A 26,106-nucleotide genomic window follows, 5' to 3' on the forward strand; every position below is an offset into this window, starting at 1 on the left:
GGAGCTGTCGAGTGCAACGAGGCTGCGATCTTTTGATCTTCAAGATCACAGGCAAAAGATCGCAGCGTGCCGCAGCTACTACAGTGCGGTCAGGCTGTGGCGGCCATGGTGTGGCGGCGATGGTGGACGTCGAGGTGGTCCTTGATCAGGCGCAGCACTTTCGCTTCGTGCTCATGAATGAAGAAGTGCCCGCCGGCAAACATGTCGACGGAAAAGCTGCCACGGGTTTCCCGGCTCCAGCCGATCAGTTGCTCGGTGGTGGCGCGGTCGGTGGTGCCACCGAGCACGTGCACCGGGCAATCGAGCTGTGGCCGTTCCACCGCGCGATGGCTGCCACACAACAGGAAGTCGGCGCGCAGGATCGGCAGGGTCAGGCTCATCAACTCTTCATTTTCCAACGCCTCGCTGCTGGTGCCTTGCAGGCTGCGCAGTTGCTCCAGCAGTTCGGCATCGCTCTTGGGCCGGGCCAGGTCGCGATCGTATTCGTCGCGCAAGCTCGGCGCCGCCGTACCCGAGGCAAATAGCGCCACCGGCGGCGGGCAACCCATGGCCCGCAAGGCGTGGGCCAGCTCACTGGCGAGCAACGCGCCGAGGCTGTGCCCGAACAGCGCATACGGCGCCTTCAGCGAACCGCGCAGCTCCCGGGCCAATTGCTGCACCAGCGCCGGCATGTCGGTTTGCAAGTCTTCATCGAAACGCATGCCGCGCCCCGGCAATTCTACCGGCTGCAATTTCAGCCACTCCGGCAGCTTGCGCCGCCAGCGGCTGTAAACCATCGCGCTCGCCCCCGAATACGGCAGGCACAGCAGTGTCAATTGAGTCACTGCACTCACCTCAAAAAGTCATGATGCTAAAAGAACGCGCGGGCGCACCTGAAAATTAGCGCCGATGGTAAATTTCCAATCGGGCGGCACGTCTCCTGTTCACGCCAAAACCTGATAAAGAGGCACCGCCGTGGACCTGCAAACGATTCTGGGGAAGCTGTTCGCCAATGCTGGCGCAGTGGGTATTGAAGGGGTCTTTCAGTTTGTCTTCGGCCCGCATCAGGCCTATTGGTCGGAGATCAGCGGCAGCAGCCGCACCGAAGCCGGCCGCCATGCCAGCCCGGACGTTACCATCGAAGTGGCGCAAGCGGACTTCATGGGCATCATGGCCGGCAGCGCCAATGTCGAGGAGCTGTTCGCCAGCGGGCGCCTGAAGATCGGCGGCAACATGGGCCTGGCGACGATGCTGCCGCAGATCATCGACCATGCGCGCAGCGGGGCCAGCGCCGCAGAAAAAGTCGACATGAACAAACGCTATCCGACGCCACCGCGAGTCAGCGAACGCCTGACCGCGCGCCTGCCAGTGCAGACTGTTGTCGAACGGCGGCCGCGCAGCGAGCTGTCGATTGAAGAATTCAAAAGTCGCTACCTGCCCAACGGCGTTCCGGTGGTCATCCGCGACGCCCTGCAGGACTGGCCGCTGTTCAAACTCAGCCGCGAAGAATCACTGGTGCATTTTGCCGAACTGCAAGGCATCACCCGCCATGGCGACTACGTGAAGAAAACCTTCTCCACCGAGCGCGATTTCCGTTCGACGTCGATGGCCGACTTCATTGCTTCGCTCGACCAGCCAGCGGTCAAAGGTGCCAACGGCGAACCGCCGGCATACATGGGCAACAACATCCTGCCGGCGCAATTGCTGGAGCAGATCAAGTACCCACCCTATTTCGACGCCTCGCTGTTCATCCCGCCACGTATCTGGATCGGCCCGAAAGGCACGCTGACGCCGCTGCACCGCGATGACACCGACAACCTGTTCGCGCAGGTCTGGGGACAAAAGAAATTCACCCTCGCCGCGCCGCATCACCGCCAGGCGCTGGGCACCTGGTCCACCGCGCCGCAGGGTGGTCTGGATGGCTGCGATTTCAACCCGGATGCGCCGGACTATCAGCGTTTCCCGACGGCACGCAACGTGACGTTTTTGCGCGTGACCCTCGAGGCTGGAGATTTGTTGTTCCTGCCGGAGGGCTGGTTCCATCAGGTGGAATCGGTCTCAACCTCACTGTCAGTAAACTTCTGGGTCAACTCGGGACGCGGCTGGTAAACAGCTACCACCTCCGCTTTGTAGGAGCTGTCGAGTGAAACGAGGCTGCGATCTTTTGATTTATAACGATCAAGATCAAAGATCGCAGCCTCGTTTCACTCGACAGCTCCTACAGGGATAGCATTATTTGAGGTGGCGGAAGCTTTGTACGGCGGAGCCGAGGACGACTGCGCCCGCCGCGATCGCCAGCCAGAACCCACTACGAGCACCGAAGGCATCTACCAGCCAGCCGGAGCCGGCAGCGCCAATCGCCACGCCGATACTCAAACCGGTCACCAGCCAGGTCAGGCCCTCGGTCAACTTGGCCGGCGGCACAATACGTTCAATCAATGCCATCGCCACGATCAACGTCGGCGAAAAAAACAGCCCGGCGATGAACACCGCCACCGACAGCCCGACAATATTGCTCGCCAATAATAGCGGTAACGTGGTCACCGCCGTCGCCACGCCGCCGTAGAGAAACAGCTGCGGCAACGGCAGTTTCGAGCGCATCGCACCGAAGGCGATGCCGGCCAGGCATGAACCGATCGCGTACACCGACAACACGATACTCGCCGCCGCCGGTTGCCCCTGTTGCTGGGCAAACGCAACGCTGACCACATCGATCACGCCAACGATGATGCCCATGGCGATCATCAGCGCCAGCAGCAACTGAACGTCCGTTGACCCAATGATCGAGCCTTGGTGCTCGCTGGCGTACGGATGCACGGGGGGCTCGGTGCTGCGCTGGGCGACAAACGCCGTCACGCCGATCGCCAGCGCCAACAACGCCGCCAACGGCCCGGCCTCGGGGAACACCGCCACGCACAACCCCACCGACAACGGCGGACCGACGATGAAACAGACTTCATCGAGCACCGATTCCAGCGCATAGGCGGTCTGCAATTGCGGCTGGCCTCGATAGATCTCGGTCCAGCGTGCGCGCACCATCGCCGACATGCTCGGCATGCAACCGGCCAGCGCGGCAAAAACAAACAGCGTCCAGGTCGGCGCCTGCAACCGCGTACACAGCAGCAACAGCAGCAGCGCGCCACCGCCGATCAACGCCGACACCGGAAGAATTTTTCCCTGCCCGAAGCGGTCGACCAGGCGCGACACCTGTGGCGCGCAGAATGCCGTGGCCAGGGCAAACGTCGCCGCCACAGCACCGGCCAACGCATAGCCGCCCTTGAGTTGCGAGAGCATGGTGATCACGCCAATGCCGGTCATCGAAATCGGCATGCGCGCGATCATCCCGGCCAGAACAAAATTGCGCGCGCCGGGGGCGGTGAATAATTCGCGGTAAGGGTTTGCCATGGACTGCAGCCTCATCAGGGGCCGCCACGTTGCCATAGCGTCGGGAGGCGTGGAAGCGCGCAATTGTTGGTGGAATGTGAAGGCCCCATCGCGGGCAAGCCCGCTCCCACAGGGAATAGGGTGGACATAAAATTCGGGCATAACATCGATCATTGTGGGAGCGGGCTTGCCCGCGATGAGACCCGAGCGCTCACCACAAAACCCACTGGAATGAACTCTATTGGCAGGCCGCCGGTCAGCTTAATAAGCCCTCACTCAAGGCGCGACCCTGCATGCACATCTCCCTCACCGGCCAGGTTGCCCTGATCACCGGCGCCAGTTCCGGCATCGGCCACGCCGCCGCCAAAGCCCTCGCCGCTGCCGGCGCCGCCGTGGTCATCAACTACAACCGTCAGGCAGAACCCGCCGAAGCACTGGCCCGCCAGATCATCGCCGACGGTGGGCAAGCGCTGGCCATCGGCGCCGATGTGTCGAAGGAAGATCAGGTCGAACGGCTGTTCGCCGAGACCCTCGATGCGTTCAGCTCGCTGGACATTCTGGTGGCCAACTCCGGCCTGCAAAAAGACGCCGCCGCTGTGGACATGTCGCTCGATGACTGGAATGCGGTGATCGGCGTCAACCTCACCGGCCAGTTCCTCTGCGCCCGCGCCGCGCTGCGGATTTTCAATCGCCAGGGTGTGCGTGAAGGCGTGTCCCGCGCGGCGGGCAAGATCATTCACATGAGCTCGGTGCACCAGCGCATTCCGTGGGCCGGGCATGTCAATTACGCCGCGTCCAAGGGTGGCGTCGATCAGTTGATGCAGACCCTCGCGCAGGAAGTCAGCCATCAACGCATTCGCATCAATGGCATCGCACCAGGGGCGATTCGCACGCCGATCAATGTCTCGGCGACCACTGGCGATGCTGAAGAAGAGCTGCTTAAACTCATTCCCTACGGCCGCATCGGCGATGCCGAAGACGTCGCCAACGCGGTGGTTTTTCTGGCTTCCGACGCCTCCGATTATATCGTCGGCACCACCCTGTTCATCGACGGCGGCATGAGCCTCTATCCGGAGTTTCGCGGCAATGGCTGAGCATCACCTGGAACGACAAAGCCCCATCGACGCCCACGGCATCATCGGTGACATGCGCAGTGCAGCGCTGGTCAACGATCGCGGCAGCGTGGATTTTTTCTGTTGGCCGGAGTTCGACAGTCCGTCGATTTTCTGTTCGTTGCTGGACACGCCCGACGCGGGGATTTTTCAGATCACACCGGACTTGCCCGACGCCCGTCGCGAACAGATTTACCTGCCCGACACCAATGTGTTGCAAACCCGTTGGCTGAGTGAGCGCGCGGTGGTTGAAGTCACCGACCTGCTGCCGGTGGGCGACAGCGAGGATGATTTGCCACTGCTGATGCGCCGGGTGCGGGTGGTCAGCGGCGAGGCGACGTTTCACGTGCGCTGCGCGGTGCGCCACGATTACGCCCGAGCTGACACGCGCGCGCGGATGGACGAACAAACAGTGATTTTCAGCGCAGAGGGTCAGCCGTCATTGCGCCTGGCCTCGGATCAGGCGCTGCAGATTGATACCGGGGCGGCGGTCGCTTCCTTCACGTTGAAGCAGGATCAAACCGCCGCGTTTCTGCTCGGTGGCGAGGACGATCCACGCTTCGGAGAAGGCGCCGCGCAACTGTGCATGGAACGTACGCTGAAGTTCTGGCGTGACTGGCTCGGCCAGTCGATCTATCGCGGACGCTGGCGAGAAATGGTCAATCGCTCGGCCCTCGCCCTCAAGCTACTGACCTCACGCAAACACGGCGCGATACTCGCCGCTGCCACCTTCGGCCTGCCAGAAACCCCCGGCGGCGAACGCAACTGGGACTACCGCTACACGTGGATTCGCGACGCCTCATTTACCGTTTATGCGTTCATGCGCCTGGGGTTTGTCGGCGAAGCCAACGCCTACATGGGCTGGCTGCGCGGGCGGGTCAGCGATTGTCACGGGCAACCGATGAAGCTCAACATCTTGTACGCCATCGACGGTCAACAGGAGTTGCCGGAAACCGAACTGGATCACCTGTCGGGGCACGGCGGCGCGAAACCGGTGCGCATCGGCAATGGCGCTTACGATCAGATCCAGCTCGACATCTTTGGCGAGCTGATGGACGCGGTGTATCTGGTCAACAAATACGGCGACGCGATTTCCCATGAGGGCTGGAAGCATGTGCGCGAAGTCGTCGATCAAGTCTGTGAAACGTGGCAGACGACTGATGTCGGCATCTGGGAAATGCGCGGCGAACAGCATCACTTTCTGCATTCACGATTGATGTGCTGGGTGGCGCTGGACCGGGCAATCCGTCTGGCTTCAAAACGCTCGCTGCCGGCGCCGTTTGCGCAATGGGATCAGACACGACAGGCGATCTATGCCGACATCTGGGACAACTTCTGGGATGAAGAGCGCGGACATTTCGTCCAGTACAAGGGCGGCACCGCGCTCGATGGTTCGATGCTGCTGATGCCGCTGGTGCGCTTTGTCAGCGCCAAGGATCCGCGCTGGTTGTCGACGCTTGCGGCGATTGAAAAGCATCTGGTGCGCGACGGCATGGTTTACCGCTATCGCAACGATGACGCGAACATTGACGGGCTGTCCGGCACCGAAGGCGCGTTTGCCGCGTGTTCGTTCTGGTACGTCGAATGCCTGGCCCGGGCCGGGCAGGTGGAAAAGGCGCATCTGGAGTTTGAGCAATTGCTGAGGTACGCCAACCCGCTGGGTTTATACGCCGAGGAGTTCGACAGCCATGGCCGGCATCTGGGCAATACGCCGCAAGCGCTGACGCATCTGGCGTTGATCAGCGCGGCGAGTTTTCTGGATCGCAAGTTGAGTGGGGAAAAGAGTGAGTGGCAGCCGTAAAGTTCGCCAGGGGTTGTAGGAAATTGCCCATAAACACCCGCGTTTGTAGGACTTACGCACCAAAAAATGATGTGTCACCCCCCCCCTGTGGCGAGGGGATTTATCCCCGATGGGCTGCAAAGCAGCCCCAAAATCCTCCAACCAATTCCCCCGGAAGTACCGAATTTTCTGACTTTGGGGCCGCTGCGCAGCCCATCGGGGATAAATCCCCTCGCCACAAATTCGCATGGCAATGGACTACAGGAGTTCAACATCCGCCGCGTCCACCCTCCCCCGCACCTCGCGGTCACACCCGGAAATACCCTGTTGCCAGCTGTTACATCGCCCCCTACCATCCACCGCAACGGGCACAGCGGAGCTGTCCAATAAAACCCGAATTCAAGGAACCGGAATGACCCACCACGTCCAGCGCGCCATCGACTTGCCCCTGCGCAGCGGCCTCACTCGCAGCCAACTCTGGGAAGCCGCCGACCAAGGCCTGATCAAATGCTGGGAAATCGGCCGCCAGCGCGCCACCCGTTTCCCCGACCTCGCCCAACGCTGCCTCGCCGACGAACTGCCGGTGCTCGGCTGGAAAGGTGGCGTCAGTCGCAGCCTGAAAAAGAATGAAAAGTACGGCTCGCTGAAATACCTCGCCCAGTGGCAAGGTTTGCGTGGGGAGAATCTGGATATCGATTTGCGTGAAGAGCGCTCGCTGACGTGCTCGCGGACGAAGATGCGGGTGACGTTCACGCCGGATCGGAGCAAGTATTTCAATCAGGTGGCGGAAGCCGAGGCTTAGCCGTGCGGAAGTCCGGTCGGTAGCAATCCGGGTACAGCGCGCACACGCCGTACTGGGCATCCAGATCCGCCATGTGCTGGTAAAACTGCTCAATTTCCCAGAACGTCTCATCCGCGACGGTCATCAGGTAGAAGTAACTGAGCTGATGATCGTTGGGCAGCACCAGCGCAAACTCCGGCAGCGCGTCCATCCTCGGCGCATTGGCCAGAGCCGTGAGCACAGGCGTCGTCGCCTGGGACAATTGCTCGAAGTACTTCTCTTTATAAGCCGCCAGACCAATGGCCTCGCCCTTGGCCCTGGCATCGATCAGTTGCGCAAGGTTTGTACGTCGCTGCGCCCAGTAGGCGGCGGGCAGGTCGACATTCATTTGTTTCTTATGGCTGGCCACTGCCTCATCTGCAGAGACTTGGCGCTTTGCTCCACCCGGCTCGGCGGCAGCGTGTGCGTCGAGTTCCTTGAGCGACAGCATGATCGTCGACTTGGCAAACATGCGCTCCATCAACTCACGGCGTTGCGGGGTGTCCGGCAATGACGGTGGCGGCGAAGCGCAACCGGCCAGCATCCCGAAGAGTACCAGCAGAGCAAGCAGCGATTTGCGTGACATGCATCGTCCTTGAAGTCGGTCGGCAGAATAAGCTGCGCAGTCTATCTGAACCCGAAGGAAGCACCGCAGGAAACCCTCAAGGTAATACTGGTTCTGTTGCAGCACTGACCGAAAACCGCTCCCGATACGCCTGCGGCGTCACCCCGATCGCCCGTAGAAAGCTACGGCGCAACGTCTCTTCACTGCCAAATCCGCAATTGGCCGCAATGCGTTTAACCGGCAGCCCGGTGTCGCTTAACAGCCGCCGCGCCGTCTCGACCCGGATCAATTCAATCGCCCGCGCCGGAGTCTGGCCGGTGTCGGCGCGGTAGTGGCGGACGAAGCTGCGTTCGCTCATGCCGGCCTGTTCGGCGAGGGTCGGCACGCCAAGATCGCAGGTCAAATTTTCGGCGATCCACGCGTGCAGTTCATCAAAACGGTTGCCTTGGTTTTGCAGCGATAAGGTCACGCTGAACTGCGATTGCCCGCCCGGGCGTTTGAGGAACACCACCAGATGCCGGGCAACGTCCAGCGCGATGTCGCTGCCGAGATCTTCCTCGACCATCGCTAATGCCAGATCGATACCGGCGGTGACCCCGGCCGACGTCCACACCGGCCCGTCGTTGATGAAGATCGGATTGGCCTCGACCTGAAGATTGGGATGCTGCTGCGCCAATTGCTCGCAACGCGTCCAGTGCGTAACGACGCGCCGGCCATCGAGCCAGCCACTCGCTGCCAACAGAAACGCGCCGGTACACACCGAGGCCACGCGCCGGCATTTCGCCGCGTGTTCACGCACCCAATCCACCAGCGGCACATCTTCAGCAGCGGGATAAATGCCCCAGCCACCGGCGATGATCAATGTGTCGCTGGGTTCCTGCGGCAAGGGTTCGGCCAACACCGCCAAGCCTGCCGAGGACATCACCGCCCCGCCGCCGCTGGCAATCACGCTCGGCGCATAAGGGATGGGCAAGCCGCGCTGACGGGCAAGGTCGTTGGCCGAGGCGAACACCTGCAACGGCCCGGTGACGTCGAGGATCTGCATGTTGGCGAACGCGAGTACGTGAATGGCTTTGGGCATTTGGCGTAATTCGTGGGGTTATTGGCGTATACGCCAGAACCTACGCGCCTACAGTGAAGCCGTCCACCCCTTTTCATGGAGCAAGAACAATGACGCTGCAGATCGGTTTTCTGTTGTTTCCGCAGGTTCAGCAACTCGACCTGACCGGGCCCTATGACGTGCTCGCGTCGTTACCGGACGTGCAGGTGCATTTGATCTGGAAGGATCTGATGCCGGTCACTGCCAGCACCGGCCTGCTGCTGAAACCGACCACGACGTTTGAGGATTGCCCGGATCTTGATGTGATCTGCGTGCCGGGCGGGGGCGGCGTCGGGCCGTTGATGGAGGATGAGCAGACGCTGGCGTTCATCAAACGCCAGGCGGCCCAGGCGCGTTATGTGACGTCGGTGTGCACTGGTTCGCTGGTGCTGGGCGCGGCGGGTCTGCTGCAAGGTAAACGCGCGACGACGCACTGGGCTTATCACGATTTGCTGCCAACGCTCGGCGCGATTGCGGTGAAGGATCGGGTCGTGCGTGACGGCAACCTGTTTACCGGCGGCGGGATCACGGCGGGGATTGATTTTGCCTTGGTGCTGGCTGAAGAGTTGGTGGGTGCCGACGCGGCGCAACTGATCCAGCTGCAACTGGAATACGCCCCAGCGCCGCCGTTCAACGCGGGCAGCCCGGACGTTGCGCCGAGCGCGATTGTCGCTGAGGCCCGCCTGCGTGCTGCGCCGTCGCTGAAGCTGCGCACGGAAATCACCGAACGCGCCGCCGCCAGACTCAACCTGCACTAGATCTTCATCCCTGCACAAAACCCTGTAGGAGCTGCCGAATGCTGCGATCTTTTGATCTTGAAAAACCAACGTCAAAAGATCGCAGCCTTCGGCAGCTCCTACAGGTGGTGCGTCATGGGCACCTGTCCCGGTTTGCCGCCGCAGCATTACTTGTCCCCACGCCTTCACCCGTGTAGAAAGCCCTTCCACAATTTTCCACAGGGACTTTCGATGAAGGCGTTGCCATGGCTCTATCTGGCACTTCTCAGCCTCGGCTACGGCCTGGCGCTGAGCTACGGCCAACTCGGCTGGCTGGCACTGATCTCCATTGGGCTGCTGGTGTTCGCCGGTTTCGCCGTGAATCTGCAAAAAGTACCGGTCGCACGGTTTCTCGGTCATGGCCTGTTTGTCGTTCTCGCTGTGGCGCTGGCGCTGCATTGGCTGCCGGGTTTTTCCAATGGCCGGGCAATCGACCCGCAGCGTTTCACCGACGACGCCGTGCCGTTCGCGATGTACATGAATCTCGACAAACCGCTGATTGGCTTCTGGCTGTTGCTGGTCTGCCCGTGGATCGTCGCGCAGCGTTCGTTGCGCCTGACGGTGTACGCCAGCGCCCTCGCCCTGACGCTGAGCGTGATCCTCGCGCTCGGCGGCGCCATGTTGCTCGGAGTGATTGCCTGGACGCCGAAGTGGCCGGATCAATCGTGGTTGTGGGTGCTGAATAACCTGCTGCTGGTAACGCTGGTCGAGGAAGCCTTGTTTCGCGGCTATATCCAGGGCGGCCTCAGCCGGCGCTTCAAGCATCTGCCTTACGGTGAAAACCTCGCACTGCTGCTGGCGTCACTGGTCTTTGCGCTGGCGCATGCCGGCGCTGGCTGGACCTGGGTGTTGCTGGCAGGGCTGGCGGGTGTCGGCTATGGTCTGGCCTACCGTTTTGGCGGGCTCGGCGCGGCCATCGCCACGCATTTCGGGCTGAATCTGATGCATTTCGGCCTGTTCACCTATCCGATGCTCGCTGGCTGAAGCAAGCGCCGTTTTGCGACGCTGTGCCGATTATTGAAAAAAAATTTCAATAAAAAGCTGTCACCGCCGACAACCTTTCAAAGCCTTGCGGATTGAAAAACCATGCGTAATAACCAGCCCATTACACAACGCGAACGGACTTTCCCGGCTCAGCAGCGGTTGATCTCCACAACCGACGCCAAGGGCGTGATCACCTACTGCAACGATGCGTTCGTTGAAATCAGCGGGTTTTCGCGAGAAGAACTGATCCGTGCGCCGCACAACCTGGTCCGTCACCCTGACGTCCCGGCTGCGGTGTTTTCGCACATGTGGGGCACATTGAAACAAGGCTTGCCATGGATGGGCATTGTCAAGAATCGCTGCAAGACCGGTGACCATTACTGGGTTAACGCCTATGTAACACCGGTGTTCGACGGCAATCAGGTGGTCGGTTACGAGTCGGTGCGGATCAAACCCACCGCCGAACAGATCCGCCGTGCCGAAGCGCTCTACCAACGCATCAACCAAGGCAAGTCGGCGATCCCTTCCAGCGACAAATGGCTGCCGGTGCTGCAGGACTGGCTGCCGTTCATTCTGGTCAGCCAACTGGGCTTCGTGATCGGCGCCACCCTGAACTCGCAGTGGGGCTTTGCCCTCGCCGCCGGTCTGTCGGTGCCACTGGGCCTGATGGGCCTGCAATGGCAGCAACGCGGGCTCAAGCGCCTGTTGCGTTTGGCCGAGCAAACCACCTCCGACCCGTTGATCGCACAGATGTACACCGACAGCCGTGGCGCCCAGGCGCGTCTGGAAATGTCGATCCTCAGCCAGGAAGCCCGCCTGAAAACCTGCCTGACCCGTCTGCAGGACACCGCCGAACACCTGACTGATCAGGCCAAACAGTCCGACGCCCTGGCGCACAACAGCTCCAGCGGCCTGGAACGTCAGCGCGTGGAAACCGAACAGGTCGCCACCGCCGTCAACCAGATGGCCGCGACCACTCAGGAAGTGGCAAGCCACGTGCAGCGCACTGCCGACGCCACCCAGGAAGCCAATCGCCTGACCGGTCGTGGTCGTGACATCGCCGGGGAAACCCGCGAAGCCATTCAGCGCCTGTCCGTGGTTGTCGGTGAAACCGGCCTGACTGTGACTCAACTGGCCAAGGACAGCGACGAAATCGGCGGCGTGGTGGATGTGATCAAAGGCATCGCCGACCAGACCAACCTGCTAGCACTGAACGCTGCGATCGAAGCCGCGCGTGCCGGCGAGATGGGCCGTGGTTTTGCTGTGGTAGCAGACGAAGTTCGCCAACTGGCGCAGCGCACCAGCGAATCGACCGGGCAGATTCACGCCTTGATCGCCAAGTTGCAGCAGACGGCTTCGAGTGCCGTGCAGACCATGGAAGCCGGGCATCGCCAGGCGGAAGAAGGTGTCGCGCGGGTGCTGGAAGCGGATCAGGCGTTGGTCGGCATCAGTGAAGCGGTGGCCAACATCACCGACATGACCACGCAGATCGCTGCTGCGACGGAAGAGCAAAGTGCGGTGGCTGAAGAGATCAGCCGCAACATCAGCAACATTTCGGAGTTGGCGGATCAGACCTCGGAACAGGCGCATAACTCGGCGTTGCTGAGTGAAGAGCTGACCAAGACTGCCAACACGCAATACTCGTTGGTGGAACGGTTTAACCGCTAAAAGCAAAAGATCGCAGCCTGCGGCAGCTCCTACATCGATCCCTGTAGGAGCTGCCGAAGGCTGCGATCTTTTGATCTTGAAAGCCCGGACGGCGAAAGCTGTCCGGGCTTTTTTGTTGCCTGGAATAGATGGTGTCCTGCAGACCGCCATCGCGAGCAGGCTCACTCCTACAAGGGATAATCGTCGAACACATAACCTGTGATCACCGCTGCACCATGTAGGAGTGAGCCTGCTCCGGGCGGCGATCCGACGATGGGGCCAGAACGGTTGGCGTCTATCCTTTAGGCATAACGTTATCCAACGCCTGATTCACCGCCAACTCCCCCAACATCACCACTTGCGCAATCCCTAGCAAAGTATTGCGGCTGGGGCCTTCCAGCGCCCCGGCGAAATCACCGAGCATGACCGTCGCCGAGGCCAGAGATTCGCAAGCATTTGCCAGCAACGATTCAGTATCGGTTTGAGGGTTGACCCTAAACATGCTGCTTGGACTGTAAGGCGTGGCCATGATCTGCGCGGGCGCGAGGTAATGATCAAGGGCGCGTTCGGCGGCTTCGTGGAGTTTTCTGGAATTGAATGATTCGTAGGGCGATACCGGGTCTGTGACCAACGGTTTGTTGGTTTCGGACATCAACTGAAACTCCTCAAGGCACTGCGAAAGAATGCCCCCCCTGTAGGAGCTGCCGCAGGCTGCGATCTTTTGATCTTGCTTTTGATTGTTAAAAAACAGATCAAAAGATCGCAGCCTGCGGCAGCTCCTACAGGGGACTGCGGCGGGTTTGCTAGTGCGGCAAGCGGCGGCTATCCAGGACTCGATTGACCATCAGCTCACTCAGCATGATCACCTGATGCAGCATCAGCATGGTCCGGCGTTGTGTGTTGTCGATGACGTCGCCGATATCACGGGCCATGTCGCTGGCGGCTGCTAACGATTCGCAGGCTTCTACGAGCAGTGTTTCTTCGTCCACGGCGGGGTCGACGAGGAAGATCTTGCTGGTCTTGCGGGAAGGGATTGAAAGCTTCAGTGAGCCGGGGTTGAGATAGAAGTTGATGGCGCGGTCGGTCGCTTCTCTTAACTTTTGAGGTTCGAGGGTTGGGTCGTACGGGATCGGATCGGTATCCGGGGGATTTGGCGTGGCTTTGAACATGAGTGAAGCTCCTATCGCAGTTTCAGGAGCCGTCACTTCTCGCTACCAAACGAGGGTGGCGGCCATACGCGGGTTGGTAGACCGGCTGCAATAGGAAACCCGGCGCTCTCGAAAGAGCCCCCCGCATGACCACCATATAAAGCAAGCCGCAAAAAAGAGGCTGCAGAAGGTGTCGCCATACAACTATTACAGACGGGCTACCAAACCCGATCACTGATTTTCAGTGACAGGGAAACGATATAGCCCGAGCCATGGTCGCGTATGCCGGCGGATTCTGGCGTACGCGTAGGTAACGGCGCAAGGCGTTGTAGGGCTTGTGGCGTAACGGGTTGTGTAATTTAAACGCGCTCGCAGGATTGCGTTTACTGACAGAAAAAGCGGGAAGTTGCCCTGATATTTTGGTGTTGTTCGTCAGGCCGCCATCGCTGGCAAGCCAGCTCCCACAGTTTCGGCGATGTACTCAAAAACCTGTGCTTGGCGCAAAATCCTGTAGGAGTGAGCCTGCTCGCGATGGCGGTGGGACAGTCAATATTATGTTGCCGGGACGGACGCTATCGCGAGCAGGCTCACTCCTACAGGGGATGGTGGTTCGGGCACAAGAAAGTGTGGGAGCTGGCTTGCCAGCGATGGCGGTGGGGCAGTCGATATTGATGTTGTATGTGCTGGTCTCATCGCTGGCAAGCCAGCTCCCAAAGGGATTGCATGCAGTCTGTAAGACATTGGTCGGCTGGCAGGCCGCCTTCGCGAGCAGGCTCTGCTCCTACGAAAAGCGAGATCAAAAGATCGCAGCCTGCGGCAGCTCCTACCTGAAACTCGCGGCGCAGCCGCACCACTCAACAATGAGCGCAAGCTCGAGTACCGCTTTTGATCTTGATCCACGGGCGACGTCGGAAGGCTGAGTGGAGGGATTGATCCGGGCGTGAGAGCGCAGCGACCGTTTGGCGCAGCCAAACACAGCGAGAGGAGGTGCAGCGAAGCAAACCGTAGGCGCTGCGCCAGGATCGATCCCGGAGCGAAGGAACCCCGAGCCCCAGCGAGCGGGCCGAACGTAGGAGCAAGCCTTTTTTTGCTTACTTTTTTGAGGCGTTTGTCAAAAAAGTGAGTCGCCGTAAGGGCGAAACCCTAAGAAGCCGTTACCGCAGCAACGGATATACACCCAAATCACCGAAGAAACGAAACCACCTTCTGCGCAGCGCTGGCCAAATGCTGTTCATGGGTAAACCCCGAAACCTTCAACGGCTTCAAATCATGATCCCCCGCCGCCAACCAAAACACCTCAATCCCCGGCGCTAACGCATAGCCCTCAACCGCCGCAACATTGCCTAACGCATCCCGCTCCCCCTGCACAATCAACGTCCGCGTCTTCAAAGCGGCCAAATGTTCAACCCGAGGCTTCTCCGGCTTGCCCACCGCATAAAACGGATACCCCAAACACACCAACGCATCAACGCCCAATTCGTCAGCCAAAAGACTGGCCATCCGCCCCCCCATCGACTTCCCGCCAATGGCCAAAACCCCAGCGACATGACGCCGCACCTCGGCATACACCTCAAGCCAACATTCCTGCAGTTTCGCAGCAGGATTCGGCGGCCGCTTCACCCCATCAACCCGCCGCTGCGCCATATAAGGAAACTCAAACCGCAACACATTCACCCCAAGCCCGGCAAGGCGCCGAGCCATATCGTTCATCCACTCGCTATCCATCGGCGCACCAGCACCATGCGCAAGGATCAACGTCGCCGCAGCCTCACCCGACGCGGCATCCCAAAGCCACCCATGATCACGCACGCACTGCGCCCATTGATCCCCGTCAATACTGGCCTTGTGCTGTTTGTCCATGCTTGCCTCGCTTTTAGTCTGCCTATAACTCCAGACGAAGGATTCGCCGCGTCTTTTGCGCGCGCTCACTTCGGCTGAACCGTGGATGGGGAACCATGAACACTTCTATCAGTACCGCCTACAACTACAAGGTGGTCCGCCAATTCGCCATTATGACGGTGGTATGGGGCATCGTCGGCATGGGGCTCGGGGTTTTTCTCGCGGCCCAATTGGTCTGGCCCGAACTCAACTTCAATTTGCCCTGGACCAGTTTCGGCCGTCTGCGCCCGCTGCACACCAACGCGGTGATCTTCGCGTTCGGTGGCTGTGCGCTGTTCGCCAGTTCGTTCTACTCGGTGCAACGCACCTGCCAGACCCAATTGTTTGCGCCAAAAATCGCCGCGTTCTGCTTCTGGGGCTGGCAATTGGTGATCTTGTTGGCGGCAATCAGCCTGCCACTGGGTTACACCAGCTCCAAGGAATACGCCGAGCTGGAATGGCCGATCGACATTCTGATCACCATTGTCTGGGTCGCCTACGCCATCGTGTTCTTCGGCACGATCATGCAGCGCAAAACCAAACACATCTACGTGGGCAACTGGTTCTTCGGCGCGTTCATCATCACCGTGGCGATTCTGCACATCGTCAACAACCTTGAGTTGCCGGTGAGTTTCACCAAGTCCTACTCGGTGTACGCCGGTGCAACCGACGCGATGGTGCAATGGTGGTACGGCCACAACGCCGTAGGCTTTTTCCTCACCGCCGGTTTCCTCGGGATGATGTACTACTTCGTGCCGAAACAGGCCGAGCGCCCGGTGTACTCGTATCGTTTGTCGATCGTGCACTTCTGGGCACTGATCACCCTGTACATCTGGGCCGGCCCGCACCACTTGCACTACACCGCGCTGCCGGACTGGGCACAGTCGCTGGGCATGGTGATGTCGCTGATTCTGCTGGCACCGAGCTGGGGCGGCATGATCAACGGCATGATGACCCTCTCGGGCGCCTGGCATAAGTTGCGCAGCGATCCGATCCTGCGCTTCCTCGTGGTCTCGCTGGCGTTCTACGGCATGTCGACCTTCGAAGGTCCGATGATGGCGATCAAAACGGTCAACGCCCTCTCCCACTACACCGACTGGACCATCGGCCACGTCCACGCCGGCGCGCTCGGTTGGGTAGCGATGATCTCGATCGGCGCGCTGTACCACATGATCCCGAAAATCTTCGGCAAAGCGCAGATGCACAGCATCGGCCTGATCAACGCGCACTTCTGGCTCGCGACCATCGGCACCGTGCTCTACATCGCTTCGATGTGGGTCAACGGCATCGCCCAGGGCCTGATGTGGCGCGCCATCAATGAGGACGGCACGCTGACCTACTCCTTCGTCGAAACCCTGGTGGCCAGCCACCCTGGCTTCATCGTGCGGCTGATTGGCGGGGCGATCTTCCTCAGCGGCATGTTCCTGATGGCTTACAACACCTGGCGCACCGTGCGGGCCTCGCAGCCTGCTGACGTCGTCGCTGCCGCGCAGATGGCCTGAGGAGTCCGCCATGAAACACGAAACGATTGAAAAGAACGTCGGCCTGCTGATGTTGCTCATGGTGCTTGCCGTGAGCATCGGCGGCCTGACCCAGATCGTCCCGCTGTTCTTCCAGGACGTCACCAACAAACCGGTCGAAGGCATGAAGCCTTACACCGCGCTGCAACTGGAAGGCCGCGACATCTATATCCGTGAAGGTTGCGTCGGCTGCCACTCGCAGATGATCCGCCCGTTCCGCGCCGAAACCGAACGTTACGGACATTACTCGGTGGCCGGTGAAAGCGTCTGGGATCACCCGTTCCTGTGGGGCTCGAAACGTACCGGGCCGGATCTGGCCCGGGTCGGCGCGCGCTACTCGGATGACTGGCACCGTGCGCACTTGTACAACCCGCGCAACGTCGTACCGGAATCGAAAATGCCGGCCTACCCATGGCTGGTCACGCAGGCGGTCGACAGCAGCCACACCGAAACCAAGATCAAAGTCATGCGCACCCTCGGCGTGCCGTACACCGACGATGACATCAGCGGCGCGGTGGCCAGCCTCAAGGGCAAGACCGAAATGGACGCTCTCGTCTCTTACCTGCAAGTGCTCGGCACTGCGATCAAGAGCAAGAGGTGAGCCATGGTCATTGAAATGAGTGCAGGCCTGATTCGCGGCCTCGGCACGGTCGTGGTGTTCGTCGCCTTCGTCGGCCTGACCTTGTGGGTGTTCAACCGCAAGCGCACCCCGGAGTTCGCTGAAGCACGTCTGCTGCCGTTCGCCGACGAACCGCAAGCCGAAACAACCCAAGCAAATGAGACAAGGAGTACCCGGCCATGACCACCTTCTGGAGTACGTGGATCTGCGTACTGACCATCGGCAGCCTGATCGGCCTGACGTGGCTGCTGATCGGCACCCGCCGGGGCGAAACCAAGGGCAGCGTCGACCAGACCATGGGCCACAGCTTCGATGGCATCGAGGAGTACGACAACCCGCTGCCGCAGTGGTGGTTCATGCTGTTCGCCGGCACGCTGGTGTTTTCCGTGGGCTATCTGATTCTGTATCCGGGCCTGGGCAACTGGAAAGGCATTCTCCCGGGTTACGAGGATGGCTGGACCGGTGTGCACGAGTGGGAAAAGGAAATGAACAAGGCCGACGCCAAATTCGGGCCGATCTTCGCCAAGTTCGCCGCCATGCCGGTGGAAGAAGTAGCGAAGGACCCGCAGGCGCTGAAAATGGGTGGCCGCCTGTTCGCCTCCAATTGCTCGGTGTGCCACGGCTCCGACGCCAAAGGCGCGTTCGGTTTCCCTAACCTCGCCGACAGCGACTGGCGCTGGGGCGGCGACGCCGACACCATCAAGACCACCATCATGGGTGGCCGGATGGCGGCGATGCCGGCCTGGGGTGAAGTGTTGGGCGAGGCCGGGGTGAAGAACGTTGCCGCTTATGTGCGTCACGAACTGGCCGGCCTGCCATTGCCAGCCGACAACAAGGCTGACCTGCAAGCGGGACAACAAGCGTTCAGCACCACGTGTGTAGCCTGTCATGGGGCAACCGGCCACGGCACTGAAGCCATGGGCGCGCCGAATCTGACGCACCCGGGCGGGTTTATCTATGGCACCAGCCTGACCCAACTCGAGCAGACCATTCGCCATGGCCGTCAGGGTCACATGCCGGCGCAAAACGAGCTGCTGGGCAACGATAAAGTGCAATTGCTTGCGGCTTATGTGTACAGCCTCAGCCACGGATTGAATACAGAAAAACTGATTACTGAAGACAACCAGAAGTAAGCATTGCGCACACCTCTGCCGCACGATTCTCCGTGCGGCAGTTTCCCACCCCTTTGCGACGCATTGTCGCACCCCTTAACAGCCTCGCCTTTCGGTTCCCCGAATTCGGGTCTAAGCTTGCTCGATGCGGACTGGCTCATGCCGGTTGCAGGTCGACCCCGAGCGATATGTTCGATGAATTGGCTGACAGACTCGCCGCAAAGGCCGGTAGATACCGGCTGTCGCGCCGATTGCCATTCATCAGCCGAACTGGCCGTTCGAACATACCTCGTTACAAGTGACCTGAACCCCTCGCTTTTTTCGTCCGCTGCGACATTTTGTCCGAGGCCGATTTTGTCCTTACGCGGCGCATGGAAAGGCCGCAGAATCAGCCTTGGAAAGCATTGACCCAGGTCATGGCGCGTTGCAATGACCCCCTGCTCTCTGCATACTTGCGGCCGATTTTAATCCTAATAAAACACCCAAACCGTGGAACCTTAGAATGAGCACAGCAATCAGTCCGACTGCTTATAACTATAAGGTAGTCCGCCAGTTCGCCATCATGACGGTGGTCTGGGGGATCCTTGGCATGGGGCTCGGTGTCTTCATCGCCTCGCAACTGGTTTGGCCGGAGTTGAACTTCGGTCTGCCGTGGACGAGCTTTGGACGCCTGCGCCCGTTGCACACAAACCTGGTGATTTTCGCCTTCGGTGGTTGTGCACTATTTGCCACTTCCTACTATGTCGTGCAGCGAACCTGCCAGACGCGACTGATTTCCGACAGCCTCGCCGCCTTCACCTTCTGGGGCTGGCAAGCGGTGATTGTCGGCGCGATCATTACCTTGCCGCTGGGTTACACCACCACCAAGGAATACGCGGAACTGGAATGGCCGATCGCCATTTTGCTGGCCATTGTCTGGGTCACCTACGGTCTGGTGTTCTTCGGCACCATTACCAAGCGCAAAACCAAGCACATCTATGTGGGTAACTGGTTCTACGGTGCGTTCATCGTCGTCACGGCGATGCTGCACATCGTCAACCACGCCTCCCTGCCGGTGAACCTGTTCAAGTCCTACTCCGCCTACTCGGGCGCGACCGATGCGATGATCCAGTGGTGGTACGGCCACAACGCGGTGGGCTTCTTCCTGACCACCGGTTTCCTCGGGATGATGTACTACTTCGTGCCGAAACAGGCCGAGCGTCCGATCTACTCCTATCGCCTGTCGATCGTGCACTTTTGGGCCCTGATCACCCTGTACATCTGGGCCGGCCCGCACCACCTGCACTACACCGCACTGCCGGATTGGGCACAATCGCTGGGCATGGCGATGTCGATCATCCTGCTGGCGCCAAGCTGGGGCGGCATGATCAACGGCATGATGACCCTCTCTGGCGCCTGGCATAAGCTGCGCACCGACCCGATCTTGCGCTTCCTCGTGGTCTCCCTGGCGTTCTACGGCATGTCGACCTTCGAAGGGCCGATGATGGCGATCAAGACCGTCAACTCGCTCTCGCACTACACCGACTGGACCATCGGCCACGTACACGCCGGCGCTCTCGGCTGGGTGGCAATGATCTCGATCGGCGCGATCTACCACATGATCCCGCGTCTGTTCGGCCGTGCGCAGATGCACAGTGTCGGTCTGATCAACGCGCACTTCTGGCTCGCGACCATCGGTACCGTGCTGTACATCGCTTCGATGTGGGTCAACGGCATCACTCAGGGCCTGATGTGGCGTGCAATCAACGACGACGGCACCCTCACCTACTCGTTTGTTGAAGCGCTGCAAGCCAGCCACCCGGGCTACATCGTCCGTGCCCTGGGCGGTGCTTTCTTCGCCAGCGGCATGTTCCTGATGGCTTACAACGTCTGGCGCACTGTGCGCGCCTCGAACGCTGTTGAAGCTGAAGCCGCCGCCCAGATCGCTGTCGTTGGAGCTCACTGATGAAGCATGAAGCTGTCGAGAAGAATATTGGCCTGCTGGCCTTCTTCATGGTCATCGCCGTCAGCGTTGGCGGCCTGACCCAAATCGTTCCGCTGTTTTTCCAGGACGTCACCAACAAGCCGGTCGAAGGCATGAAGCCTCGTTCGGCGCTGGAACTGGAAGGCCGCGACGTTTACATCGCCAACGGTTGTGTCGGCTGCCACTCGCAGATGATCCGTCCGTTCCGCGCCGAAACCGAACGCTACGGCCACTATTCGGTTGCCGGTGAAAGCGTCTGGGATCACCCGTTCCTGTGGGGTTCCAAGCGTACTGGTCCGGACCTGGCCCGGGTCGGCGGTCGTTACTCCGATGACTGGCAACGTGCGCACTTGTACAACCCGCGCAACGTGGTGCCTGAGTCGAAAATGCCGGCTTACCCGTTCCTCGTGGAAAACAAGCTCGACGGCAAGGAAACCGCCAAGAAAATGGAGGTTTTGCGCACCCTCGGCGTCCCTTACACCGACGAAGACATCGCCGGTGCACAGGATGCCGTGAAGGGCAAAACCGAAATGGACGCGCTGGTGGCCTATCTGCAAGGCCTGGGCACCATCATCAAAAGCAAACGGTGAATTAGATGGATATCGGGATGATTCGTGGCCTGGGCACCGTTGTTGTGATGGTGGCCTTCATCGGTCTGGCGCTGTGGGTGTTCAGCCCCAAGCGCAAGTCGGAGTTTGAAGACGCGACCTTGTTGCCTTTTGCGGATGATCCCGAAGCCATCAAGCACGTCGAGCAAGCTTCTAGGAGTAACAAAGAATGACTACATTCTGGAGTCTGTACGTCACAGTCCTCAGTCTCGGTACGATCTTTTCCCTGACCTGGCTGCTGCTGTCGACCCGCAAGGGCCAGCGCAGCGAACAGACGGACGAGACGGTCGGGCACTCCTTCGACGGGATCGAGGAGTACGACAACCCACTGCCGAAATGGTGGTTCATGCTGTTTGTCGGCACCATCGTTTTTGCCTTGGGTTACCTGGTGTTGTACCCGGGTCTGGGCAACTGGAAAGGCCTGCTGCCGGGGTACAACTACCTCGATAACGACAAGCAGACCGCGTTCGCCAACGGCCAGACCGGCTGGACCGGCGTGCACGAGTGGGAAAAGGAAATGGCCCGCTCGGACGCCAAGTTCGGTCCGATCTTCGCCAAGTTCGCCGCGATGCCAATCGAAGAAGTCGCCAAGGATCCGCAAGCACTGAAAATGGGTGGCCGTCTGTTCGCCTCCAACTGCTCGGTGTGCCACGGTTCCGACGCCAAGGGCGCTTACGGTTTCCCTAACCTGACCGACGCCGACTGGCGCTGGGGCGGCGAGCCGGAAACCATCAAGACCACCATCATGGGCGGTCGTCACGCCGTGATGCCGGCCTGGGCTGAAGTGATTGGCGAACAAGGCGTGGCCGACGTCGCGGCATTCGTCGTGACCAAACTCGATGGCCGCAAACTGCCGGAAGACACCAAGGCTGACCCGGAAAACGGCGGCAAACTGTTCGCCGCCAACTGCGTGGCCTGCCACGGTCCGGCCGGCAAAGGCACTCCCGCCATGGGCGCGCCGGATCTGACCCACCCGGGCGCGTTCATCTACGGCTCGAGCTTCGCGCAACTGCAGCAGACCATCCGTTACGGCCGTCAGGGCCAGATGCCTGCGCAGGAACAACTGCAAGGCAACGACAAGGTTCACCTGCTGGCGGCTTACGTTTACAGCCTGTCTCACGGTGAAAAAGCACCGGAAGCGAACGCCGAATAAGGCCAACGCCTGTAACACCAAAAAGGCCCCGCCGATTTAAATTGGCGGGGCCTTTTTTGTGCTGGCATTCATGCCTTGCGACATTTGCTCAATAGACCTGAGCAGCGCTGCCCCGTAGGTTTTTGCCCTTAGGCAGAAACGCTTTCGCCGGTGCCGATATGACAGTAACCCTCCGATCGTCCGCAACCCACCTGCCCGATTGCTGGCTCAACGTAAAAGTAGTAACGTTTCTACATCAGCATTTCAGGAGGCCGAACATTATGGCCATCAAAACCATTTCCAGCCGCGAATTCAACCAGGACACCAGCGCTGCCAAAAAGGCCACGCATCTGGGCCCGGTCATCATCACTGATCGTGGCAAGCCTGCCCACGTACTGCTGAGCATTGAGGAGTATCAGAGACTGACCGGTAGCCAGACCAGCATCGTCGAGCTGCTGGTCATGCCGAATACGCCTGAAATCGAATTCGAACCAGAGCGCGCCCTCATCACCCCTCGTAGCGTGGACCTGTCTTGATGTTTCTACTTGATACAAATGTAGTGTCCGAATTGCGAAAACCCCAAGCCGACAAGCAGGTGCTGACATGGGCAAGCAGCGTCGCACCGGCGAGCCTGTACTTATCGGCAATCACGGTATTGGAGTTGGAAACCGGCATTCTGCGGATCGAACGCCGCGACCCGCTGCAAGGAGTGATGTTGCGTAACTGGCTTGAGCGGCACGTCAAACCAGCCTTCAGCGGAAGAATACTCTCGGTCGATAGCGCCGTTGCCACCCGATGCGCACAACTGCACGTGCCTGATCGCAGCAATGAATGCGACGCCTTGATTGCCGCCACCGCCCTTGTACATGGCCTGACGTTGGTCACCCGTAACGTTACGGACTTTCAAACCAGCGGCGTTCACCTGATCAACCCATGGATCGCTGCCAATAACTGATCATAAAAAACCCCGCCAGATCGCTGGCGGGGCTTTTTTATGGCCGTTCGGCCCAGATCGATTTCACTGGCACCGTGGCGACTGGCTCGCGCTTACGCCATTCATTACGCTCAACCAGACTCACTTCCAGTTGCTTGCGATCCTTGGAGAAGCTTGCGATCAGATAGGTCTGCTGGGAAGCCGCACCGCTGAGAAACATCGGAACGGTGCCGATCTGGCTCACTCGTCCGCCATTCCTGTGAAGATGGCCGGCAAATATCGCCGTCACTTGATACTGTTCGATCATATTCCTGAAGCGCTTTTCCTGATCCCAGTTCCCATTCCAATCATAAGGTTTGTGCATGTTAATGATGATTGCATAGCCTTGAACCCGCGCAAGCCTCAAGTTGGTTTCAAGCCAATCCAGCGATTGGGTGATCTTAAACTCATGGTAGGGATGGACTATATCTACGGCATAGGTCGGCTCATTATTCAGCTGAATCAAGCGCACCTCCCCGACATCTTTCGAGTATGCGAGACTGCCTTTGTACTGTTTACCTAATCCACCGCCAGTCACGCGCAGGTCAAACTCATCGACTTTGCCTCTGTGGTGTTCTTCGTACGCAACAACACTGTTGGCGGCGCAGCGATTACCAAAGCAGTCATCTATATTATTTTCGTAGTCGTGATTACCCAGACCGTATAAATAGTCGCGACCGAAATGTTTATTCAACGCACTTTTCATAAAGGATATCTGGTACGGATGGCCGAAGGCTGTGATGTCGCCATTAATCATCAGTGGCACCTGCGCCTGCCCGCCCATCTGCCGCCGGAAATCGGCGATGCTCGCAAACTGCGTGTCCACCAGCCATTTGGAGCGCTGATCAAAATCGACATCCGACTCATGCTCGCCACTGTCAGTCTTGTCTGTCCAGGGATACTGAGGGTCCGATGCAAAAACCATGTGCTGAGGCATTGCTTCATTGGATTGGGCCAGCGGCATCCATAACAGTATACCGACACTGGCCATTATTTTTACTACTTCCTTGATAGTCGCTGCGTTAAAACCTCCATTAGTTAAATAACATTAGCCGCCGCGCAAAGCGGCGTGCCAGCCAAAGCTAACGGAAAACACCGAAACACCTCAAACTAAAAATACCGAACATTAAATGAAAGTTATTTCAAAAGAATATACCGCCCTTAGCACTTATAAGATTTAGCAGCACTTACCCTCTTCAACAGATCAACAAACATTAATATTTGCGCCCCACCCCATAGTGGCGAAAACAACTTATTAATCATTTGTTATGCCCTCACAAACACAAAACCCGATCGCTCGCCCGACGATATCACGTTCGTGTGAGGGCACAAAAACAGCGACAGATCGTGCCATGCCGAATCACCTCCGCCGGTTTTGTGAAAACCGTCCATACTTCACAAGTCAATTGACCTGCATCATGCTTTGTTACATTCGCTACACCATTCAGGTTTTTTCCCCAACGCGACCAAAGGTCGCACCCTTGAGCTAGAGCGACAGGCGTATCATTGCGCCACTGCAACACCCCTTTTTGACCGCGGTTGGCACGTATCGACCGAGGCATTTTTCCACTGCCGTGGGATGCAATGATGAGCAACCAGATTCCGGTACACGACGTCACACCACCGAGCAAAAACGCGAACAACAGCGTTGACCTTTACGCCTCTCGAGAAAAAATCTACACCCGCGCGTTCACCGGCCTGTTCCGCAATCTGCGGATGATGGGCGGCGCCGCATTGTTCCTGCTGTATTTCGGCACGGTGTGGCTGAACTGGGGCGGCCATCAGGCCGTGTGGTGGAACCTGCCGGAGCGCAAGTTCTTCATTTTCGGCGCGACCTTCTGGCCACAGGATTTCATTCTGCTGTCCGGCCTTTTGATCATTGCCGCCTTCGGCCTGTTCTTCATCACGGTGTATGCCGGTCGGGTCTGGTGCGGTTACACCTGTCCGCAAAGCGTGTGGACGTGGATTTTCATGTGGTGCGAAAAGGTCACCGAAGGCGACCGCAACCAGCGCATCAAACTCGACAAGGCGCCAATGAGCGCCAACAAATTCCTGCGCAAAGCCGCCAAGCACTTGATGTGGCTGTTGATCGGGTTCGTCACCGGCATGACCTTCGTCGGCTATTTCTCGCCGATCCGCGAACTGGTTTTCGAATTCTTCACCGGCCAGGCCGATGGCTGGTCGTATTTCTGGGTCGGTTTCTTCACCCTCGCCACCTATGGCAACGCCGGCTGGTTGCGCGAGCAGGTGTGCATTTACATGTGCCCGTATGCGCGTTTTCAGAGCGTGATGTTCGACAAGGACACACTGATCGTTTCCTACGATCCGCGGCGCGGTGAAAGCCGTGGCCCGCGCAAGAAAGGCGTCGACTACAAGGCACTGGGCCTGGGCGATTGCATCGATTGCACGATGTGCGTGCAGGTCTGCCCGACCGGCATCGACATCCGCGACGGCCTGCAGATCGAGTGCATCGGCTGCGCCGCATGCATCGATGCCTGCGACAGCATCATGGACAAAATGGACTACCCGCGCGGGCTGATCAGCTACACCACCGAGCACAACCTGTCCGGGCAGAAAACCCATAAACTGCGACCACGTCTGATCGGCTACGCCATCGTGCTGCTGGCGATGATCAGCCTGTTGGTCACCGCGTTCTTCATGCGCTCGCTGGTTGGTTTCGATGTCAGCAAGGACCGCGTGCTGTACCGCGAAAACGCTGAAGGGCGGATCGAAAACGTCTACAGCCTGAAAATCATGAACAAGGACCAGCGCGACCACACCTACCTGCTGGACGCCAGCGGCCTGCCGGATCTGCGCCTGCAAGGCAAACGCGAGATCAAGGTCGCGGCCGGTGACATATTCAGCATGCCGGTCGAGTTGTCGAGCGCACCGGAACAACTGCCATCGAGCACCAACGAGGTGAAATTCATCCTCAAGGATGCCGATGACGCCAGCGTCCACGTTGAAGCCAAGAGCCGATTCATCGGCCCACAAATCCGTTGAGAGA

26 protein-coding genes are annotated in these 26,106 nt (G+C 59.4%); 18 read left to right on the plus strand and 8 right to left on the minus strand.

Going from position 1 to position 26,106, the window contains the following annotated elements:
- Positions 1–89: 89 nt before the first annotated feature.
- Positions 90–824, minus strand: a complete 735-nt coding sequence (locus ACQ4MY_RS14405; RefSeq protein WP_440095598.1) for a thioesterase II family protein — start codon at positions 822–824, stop codon at positions 90–92.
- A 130-nt stretch (positions 825–954) separates the two neighbouring features.
- Between ACQ4MY_RS14405 and ACQ4MY_RS14410 the strand changes: the two genes are divergently transcribed.
- Positions 955–2,088, plus strand: a complete 1,134-nt coding sequence (locus ACQ4MY_RS14410) for a cupin-like domain-containing protein (protein ID WP_440095600.1) — start codon at positions 955–957, stop codon at positions 2,086–2,088.
- A gap of 123 nt (positions 2,089–2,211) precedes the next feature.
- On the opposite strand, the gene ACQ4MY_RS14415 is transcribed toward ACQ4MY_RS14410, so the two are convergent.
- A complete protein-coding gene (locus tag ACQ4MY_RS14415) occupies positions 2,212–3,384 on the minus strand; it encodes an MFS transporter (RefSeq protein WP_440095601.1) in 1,173 nt (390 codons plus the stop codon).
- Between the two features lie 272 nt (positions 3,385–3,656).
- On the opposite strand from ACQ4MY_RS14415, the gene ACQ4MY_RS14420 reads away from it, so the two are divergent.
- The 3 genes from ACQ4MY_RS14420 to ACQ4MY_RS14430 all read left to right on the plus strand — a co-directional run bounded on the left by ACQ4MY_RS14420 (position 3,657) and on the right by ACQ4MY_RS14430 (position 7,057).
- The gene (locus ACQ4MY_RS14420; protein WP_440095602.1) at positions 3,657–4,457 is read left to right on the plus strand and encodes a glucose 1-dehydrogenase; all 801 of its coding nucleotides are present in this window, start codon (positions 3,657–3,659) and stop codon (positions 4,455–4,457) included.
- Entirely contained in the window at positions 4,450–6,276 is a 1,827-nt protein-coding gene (locus ACQ4MY_RS14425; RefSeq protein ID WP_440095604.1) for a glycoside hydrolase family 15 protein, read from the plus strand. The genes ACQ4MY_RS14420 and ACQ4MY_RS14425 overlap by 8 nt, the downstream gene beginning before the upstream one ends.
- Before the next feature lie 391 nt (positions 6,277–6,667).
- Positions 6,668–7,057 carry a hypothetical protein gene (locus ACQ4MY_RS14430; RefSeq protein WP_008081752.1) on the plus strand — a complete coding sequence of 130 codons (390 nt, stop codon included), beginning with the start codon at positions 6,668–6,670 and terminating at the stop codon, positions 7,055–7,057.
- On the opposite strand, the gene ACQ4MY_RS14435 is transcribed toward ACQ4MY_RS14430, so the two are convergent.
- Positions 7,029–7,661, minus strand: coding sequence for a hypothetical protein (locus ACQ4MY_RS14435; protein ID WP_440095606.1), 633 nt, complete (start codon positions 7,659–7,661; stop codon positions 7,029–7,031). The two genes, ACQ4MY_RS14430 and ACQ4MY_RS14435, sit on opposite strands and share 29 nt — an antisense overlap.
- A gap of 76 nt (positions 7,662–7,737) precedes the next feature.
- Entirely contained in the window at positions 7,738–8,721 is a 984-nt protein-coding gene (locus ACQ4MY_RS14440; protein WP_440095607.1) for a GlxA family transcriptional regulator, read from the minus strand.
- 89 nt (positions 8,722–8,810) lie between these two features.
- On the opposite strand from ACQ4MY_RS14440, the gene inhA reads away from it, so the two are divergent.
- The 3 genes from inhA (at position 8,811) to ACQ4MY_RS14455 (ending at position 12,167) form a co-directional block, all read left to right on the plus strand.
- Positions 8,811–9,497 (plus strand): isonitrile hydratase, encoded by a 687-nt coding sequence (gene inhA / locus ACQ4MY_RS14445; protein ID WP_158834625.1) that lies wholly within the window; start codon positions 8,811–8,813, stop codon positions 9,495–9,497.
- A 210-nt stretch (positions 9,498–9,707) separates the two neighbouring features.
- On the plus strand, positions 9,708–10,499 hold the full coding sequence (locus ACQ4MY_RS14450) for a lysostaphin resistance A-like protein (RefSeq protein WP_440095608.1): 792 nt from the start codon (positions 9,708–9,710) through the stop codon (positions 10,497–10,499).
- Between the two features lie 102 nt (positions 10,500–10,601).
- A complete protein-coding gene (locus tag ACQ4MY_RS14455; RefSeq protein WP_158834619.1) occupies positions 10,602–12,167 on the plus strand; it encodes a methyl-accepting chemotaxis protein in 1,566 nt (521 codons plus the stop codon).
- A 274-nt stretch (positions 12,168–12,441) separates the two neighbouring features.
- On the opposite strand, the gene ACQ4MY_RS14460 is transcribed toward ACQ4MY_RS14455, so the two are convergent.
- The 3 genes from ACQ4MY_RS14460 to ACQ4MY_RS14470 all read right to left on the minus strand — a co-directional run bounded on the left by ACQ4MY_RS14460 (position 12,442) and on the right by ACQ4MY_RS14470 (position 15,154).
- Positions 12,442–12,798 carry a DUF6124 family protein gene (locus ACQ4MY_RS14460; RefSeq protein WP_008081761.1) on the minus strand — a complete coding sequence of 119 codons (357 nt, stop codon included), beginning with the start codon at positions 12,796–12,798 and terminating at the stop codon, positions 12,442–12,444.
- Between the two features lie 151 nt (positions 12,799–12,949).
- Positions 12,950–13,315: a DUF6124 family protein gene (locus ACQ4MY_RS14465; RefSeq protein ID WP_440095610.1), complete on the minus strand. Its 366-nt coding sequence runs from the start codon at positions 13,313–13,315 to the stop codon at positions 12,950–12,952.
- A 1,161-nt stretch (positions 13,316–14,476) separates the two neighbouring features.
- Positions 14,477–15,154 carry an alpha/beta family hydrolase gene (locus ACQ4MY_RS14470; RefSeq protein ID WP_440095611.1) on the minus strand — a complete coding sequence of 226 codons (678 nt, stop codon included), beginning with the start codon at positions 15,152–15,154 and terminating at the stop codon, positions 14,477–14,479.
- Between the two features lie 95 nt (positions 15,155–15,249).
- Here ACQ4MY_RS14470 and ccoN (ACQ4MY_RS14475) point away from each other — a divergent pair, with 95 nt between their 5' ends.
- From ccoN (ACQ4MY_RS14475) to ACQ4MY_RS14520, 10 genes are all read left to right on the plus strand, one after another.
- Positions 15,250–16,674, plus strand: coding sequence for a cytochrome-c oxidase, cbb3-type subunit I (gene ccoN, locus ACQ4MY_RS14475; RefSeq protein ID WP_053118803.1), 1,425 nt, complete (start codon positions 15,250–15,252; stop codon positions 16,672–16,674).
- 10 nt (positions 16,675–16,684) lie between these two features.
- Positions 16,685–17,293 carry a cytochrome-c oxidase, cbb3-type subunit II gene (gene ccoO, locus ACQ4MY_RS14480; protein ID WP_440095613.1) on the plus strand — a complete coding sequence of 203 codons (609 nt, stop codon included), beginning with the start codon at positions 16,685–16,687 and terminating at the stop codon, positions 17,291–17,293.
- A gap of 3 nt (positions 17,294–17,296) precedes the next feature.
- Positions 17,297–17,494 (plus strand): cbb3-type cytochrome oxidase subunit 3, encoded by a 198-nt coding sequence (locus tag ACQ4MY_RS14485; RefSeq protein ID WP_008082033.1) that lies wholly within the window; start codon positions 17,297–17,299, stop codon positions 17,492–17,494.
- Positions 17,491–18,444, plus strand: coding sequence for a cytochrome-c oxidase, cbb3-type subunit III (ccoP, locus tag ACQ4MY_RS14490; RefSeq protein ID WP_440095615.1), 954 nt, complete (start codon positions 17,491–17,493; stop codon positions 18,442–18,444). Before ACQ4MY_RS14485 ends, ccoP (ACQ4MY_RS14490) begins: the two co-directional genes overlap by 4 nt.
- Positions 18,445–18,925: 481 nt before the next feature.
- Positions 18,926–20,368: a cytochrome-c oxidase, cbb3-type subunit I gene (ccoN, locus tag ACQ4MY_RS14495; RefSeq protein WP_008082037.1), complete on the plus strand. Its 1,443-nt coding sequence runs from the start codon at positions 18,926–18,928 to the stop codon at positions 20,366–20,368.
- Complete coding sequence (gene ccoO / locus ACQ4MY_RS14500) at positions 20,368–20,976, plus strand: cytochrome-c oxidase, cbb3-type subunit II (protein WP_007917161.1); 609 nt, start codon at positions 20,368–20,370, stop codon at positions 20,974–20,976. Before ccoN (ACQ4MY_RS14495) ends, ccoO (ACQ4MY_RS14500) begins: the two co-directional genes overlap by 1 nt.
- A gap of 5 nt (positions 20,977–20,981) precedes the next feature.
- A complete protein-coding gene (locus ACQ4MY_RS14505; RefSeq protein WP_003175465.1) occupies positions 20,982–21,167 on the plus strand; it encodes a CcoQ/FixQ family Cbb3-type cytochrome c oxidase assembly chaperone in 186 nt (61 codons plus the stop codon).
- Positions 21,164–22,147: a cytochrome-c oxidase, cbb3-type subunit III gene (ccoP, locus tag ACQ4MY_RS14510; RefSeq protein ID WP_008088799.1), complete on the plus strand. Its 984-nt coding sequence runs from the start codon at positions 21,164–21,166 to the stop codon at positions 22,145–22,147. The genes ACQ4MY_RS14505 and ccoP (ACQ4MY_RS14510) overlap by 4 nt, the downstream gene beginning before the upstream one ends.
- A gap of 260 nt (positions 22,148–22,407) precedes the next feature.
- Positions 22,408–22,662, plus strand: a complete 255-nt coding sequence (locus ACQ4MY_RS14515) for a type II toxin-antitoxin system Phd/YefM family antitoxin (protein ID WP_045123357.1) — start codon at positions 22,408–22,410, stop codon at positions 22,660–22,662.
- Positions 22,662–23,081, plus strand: a complete 420-nt coding sequence (locus ACQ4MY_RS14520; protein ID WP_440095617.1) for a type II toxin-antitoxin system VapC family toxin — start codon at positions 22,662–22,664, stop codon at positions 23,079–23,081. Before ACQ4MY_RS14515 ends, ACQ4MY_RS14520 begins: the two co-directional genes overlap by 1 nt.
- Positions 23,082–23,118: 37 nt before the next feature.
- On the opposite strand, the gene ACQ4MY_RS14525 is transcribed toward ACQ4MY_RS14520, so the two are convergent.
- A complete protein-coding gene (locus tag ACQ4MY_RS14525) occupies positions 23,119–24,090 on the minus strand; it encodes a metallophosphoesterase family protein (RefSeq protein WP_440095618.1) in 972 nt (323 codons plus the stop codon).
- Positions 24,091–24,686: 596 nt separating this feature from the next.
- Here ACQ4MY_RS14525 and ccoG point away from each other — a divergent pair.
- Positions 24,687–26,102 carry a cytochrome c oxidase accessory protein CcoG gene (gene ccoG / locus ACQ4MY_RS14530; RefSeq protein ID WP_440095619.1) on the plus strand — a complete coding sequence of 472 codons (1,416 nt, stop codon included), beginning with the start codon at positions 24,687–24,689 and terminating at the stop codon, positions 26,100–26,102.
- Positions 26,103–26,106: the final 4 nt, after the last annotated feature.

The sequence above is a fragment of the Pseudomonas sp. SM4 genome, from assembly GCF_051913165.1.
In the GTDB taxonomy this organism is placed as follows: domain Bacteria; phylum Pseudomonadota; class Gammaproteobacteria; order Pseudomonadales; family Pseudomonadaceae; genus Aquipseudomonas.

Bases quoted from the DNA above. Each gene is read 5' to 3' on its own strand.
- ccoO (WP_440095613.1), top strand. From the start codon at position 16,685: ATGAAACACGAAACGATTGAAAAGAACGTCGGCCTGCTGATGTTGCTC.
- ACQ4MY_RS14440 (WP_440095607.1), bottom strand. From the start codon at position 8,721: ATGCCCAAAGCCATTCACGTACTCGCGTTCGCCAACATGCAGATCCTC.
- ccoP (WP_008088799.1), top strand. From the start codon at position 21,164: ATGACTACATTCTGGAGTCTGTACGTCACAGTCCTCAGTCTCGGTACG.
- ACQ4MY_RS14520 (WP_440095617.1), top strand. From the start codon at position 22,662: ATGTTTCTACTTGATACAAATGTAGTGTCCGAATTGCGAAAACCCCAA.
- ACQ4MY_RS14435 (WP_440095606.1), bottom strand. From the start codon at position 7,661: ATGTCACGCAAATCGCTGCTTGCTCTGCTGGTACTCTTCGGGATGCTG.
- ACQ4MY_RS14430 (WP_008081752.1), top strand. From the start codon at position 6,668: ATGACCCACCACGTCCAGCGCGCCATCGACTTGCCCCTGCGCAGCGGC.
- ACQ4MY_RS14425 (WP_440095604.1), top strand. From the start codon at position 4,450: ATGGCTGAGCATCACCTGGAACGACAAAGCCCCATCGACGCCCACGGC.
- ACQ4MY_RS14470 (WP_440095611.1), bottom strand. From the start codon at position 15,154: ATGGACAAACAGCACAAGGCCAGTATTGACGGGGATCAATGGGCGCAG.
- ACQ4MY_RS14525 (WP_440095618.1), bottom strand. From the start codon at position 24,090: ATGGCCAGTGTCGGTATACTGTTATGGATGCCGCTGGCCCAATCCAAT.
- ACQ4MY_RS14415 (WP_440095601.1), bottom strand. From the start codon at position 3,384: ATGGCAAACCCTTACCGCGAATTATTCACCGCCCCCGGCGCGCGCAAT.
- ACQ4MY_RS14420 (WP_440095602.1), top strand. From the start codon at position 3,657: ATGCACATCTCCCTCACCGGCCAGGTTGCCCTGATCACCGGCGCCAGT.
- ccoP (WP_440095615.1), top strand. From the start codon at position 17,491: ATGACCACCTTCTGGAGTACGTGGATCTGCGTACTGACCATCGGCAGC.
- ccoN (WP_053118803.1), top strand. From the start codon at position 15,250: ATGAACACTTCTATCAGTACCGCCTACAACTACAAGGTGGTCCGCCAA.
- ACQ4MY_RS14465 (WP_440095610.1), bottom strand. From the start codon at position 13,315: ATGTTCAAAGCCACGCCAAATCCCCCGGATACCGATCCGATCCCGTAC.
- ACQ4MY_RS14485 (WP_008082033.1), top strand. From the start codon at position 17,297: ATGGTCATTGAAATGAGTGCAGGCCTGATTCGCGGCCTCGGCACGGTC.
- inhA (WP_158834625.1), top strand. From the start codon at position 8,811: ATGACGCTGCAGATCGGTTTTCTGTTGTTTCCGCAGGTTCAGCAACTC.
- ACQ4MY_RS14450 (WP_440095608.1), top strand. From the start codon at position 9,708: ATGAAGGCGTTGCCATGGCTCTATCTGGCACTTCTCAGCCTCGGCTAC.
- ACQ4MY_RS14505 (WP_003175465.1), top strand. From the start codon at position 20,982: ATGGATATCGGGATGATTCGTGGCCTGGGCACCGTTGTTGTGATGGTG.
- ACQ4MY_RS14455 (WP_158834619.1), top strand. From the start codon at position 10,602: ATGCGTAATAACCAGCCCATTACACAACGCGAACGGACTTTCCCGGCT.
- ccoG (WP_440095619.1), top strand. From the start codon at position 24,687: ATGAGCAACCAGATTCCGGTACACGACGTCACACCACCGAGCAAAAAC.
- ACQ4MY_RS14460 (WP_008081761.1), bottom strand. From the start codon at position 12,798: ATGTCCGAAACCAACAAACCGTTGGTCACAGACCCGGTATCGCCCTAC.
- ACQ4MY_RS14515 (WP_045123357.1), top strand. From the start codon at position 22,408: ATGGCCATCAAAACCATTTCCAGCCGCGAATTCAACCAGGACACCAGC.
- ccoO (WP_007917161.1), top strand. From the start codon at position 20,368: ATGAAGCATGAAGCTGTCGAGAAGAATATTGGCCTGCTGGCCTTCTTC.
- ccoN (WP_008082037.1), top strand. From the start codon at position 18,926: ATGAGCACAGCAATCAGTCCGACTGCTTATAACTATAAGGTAGTCCGC.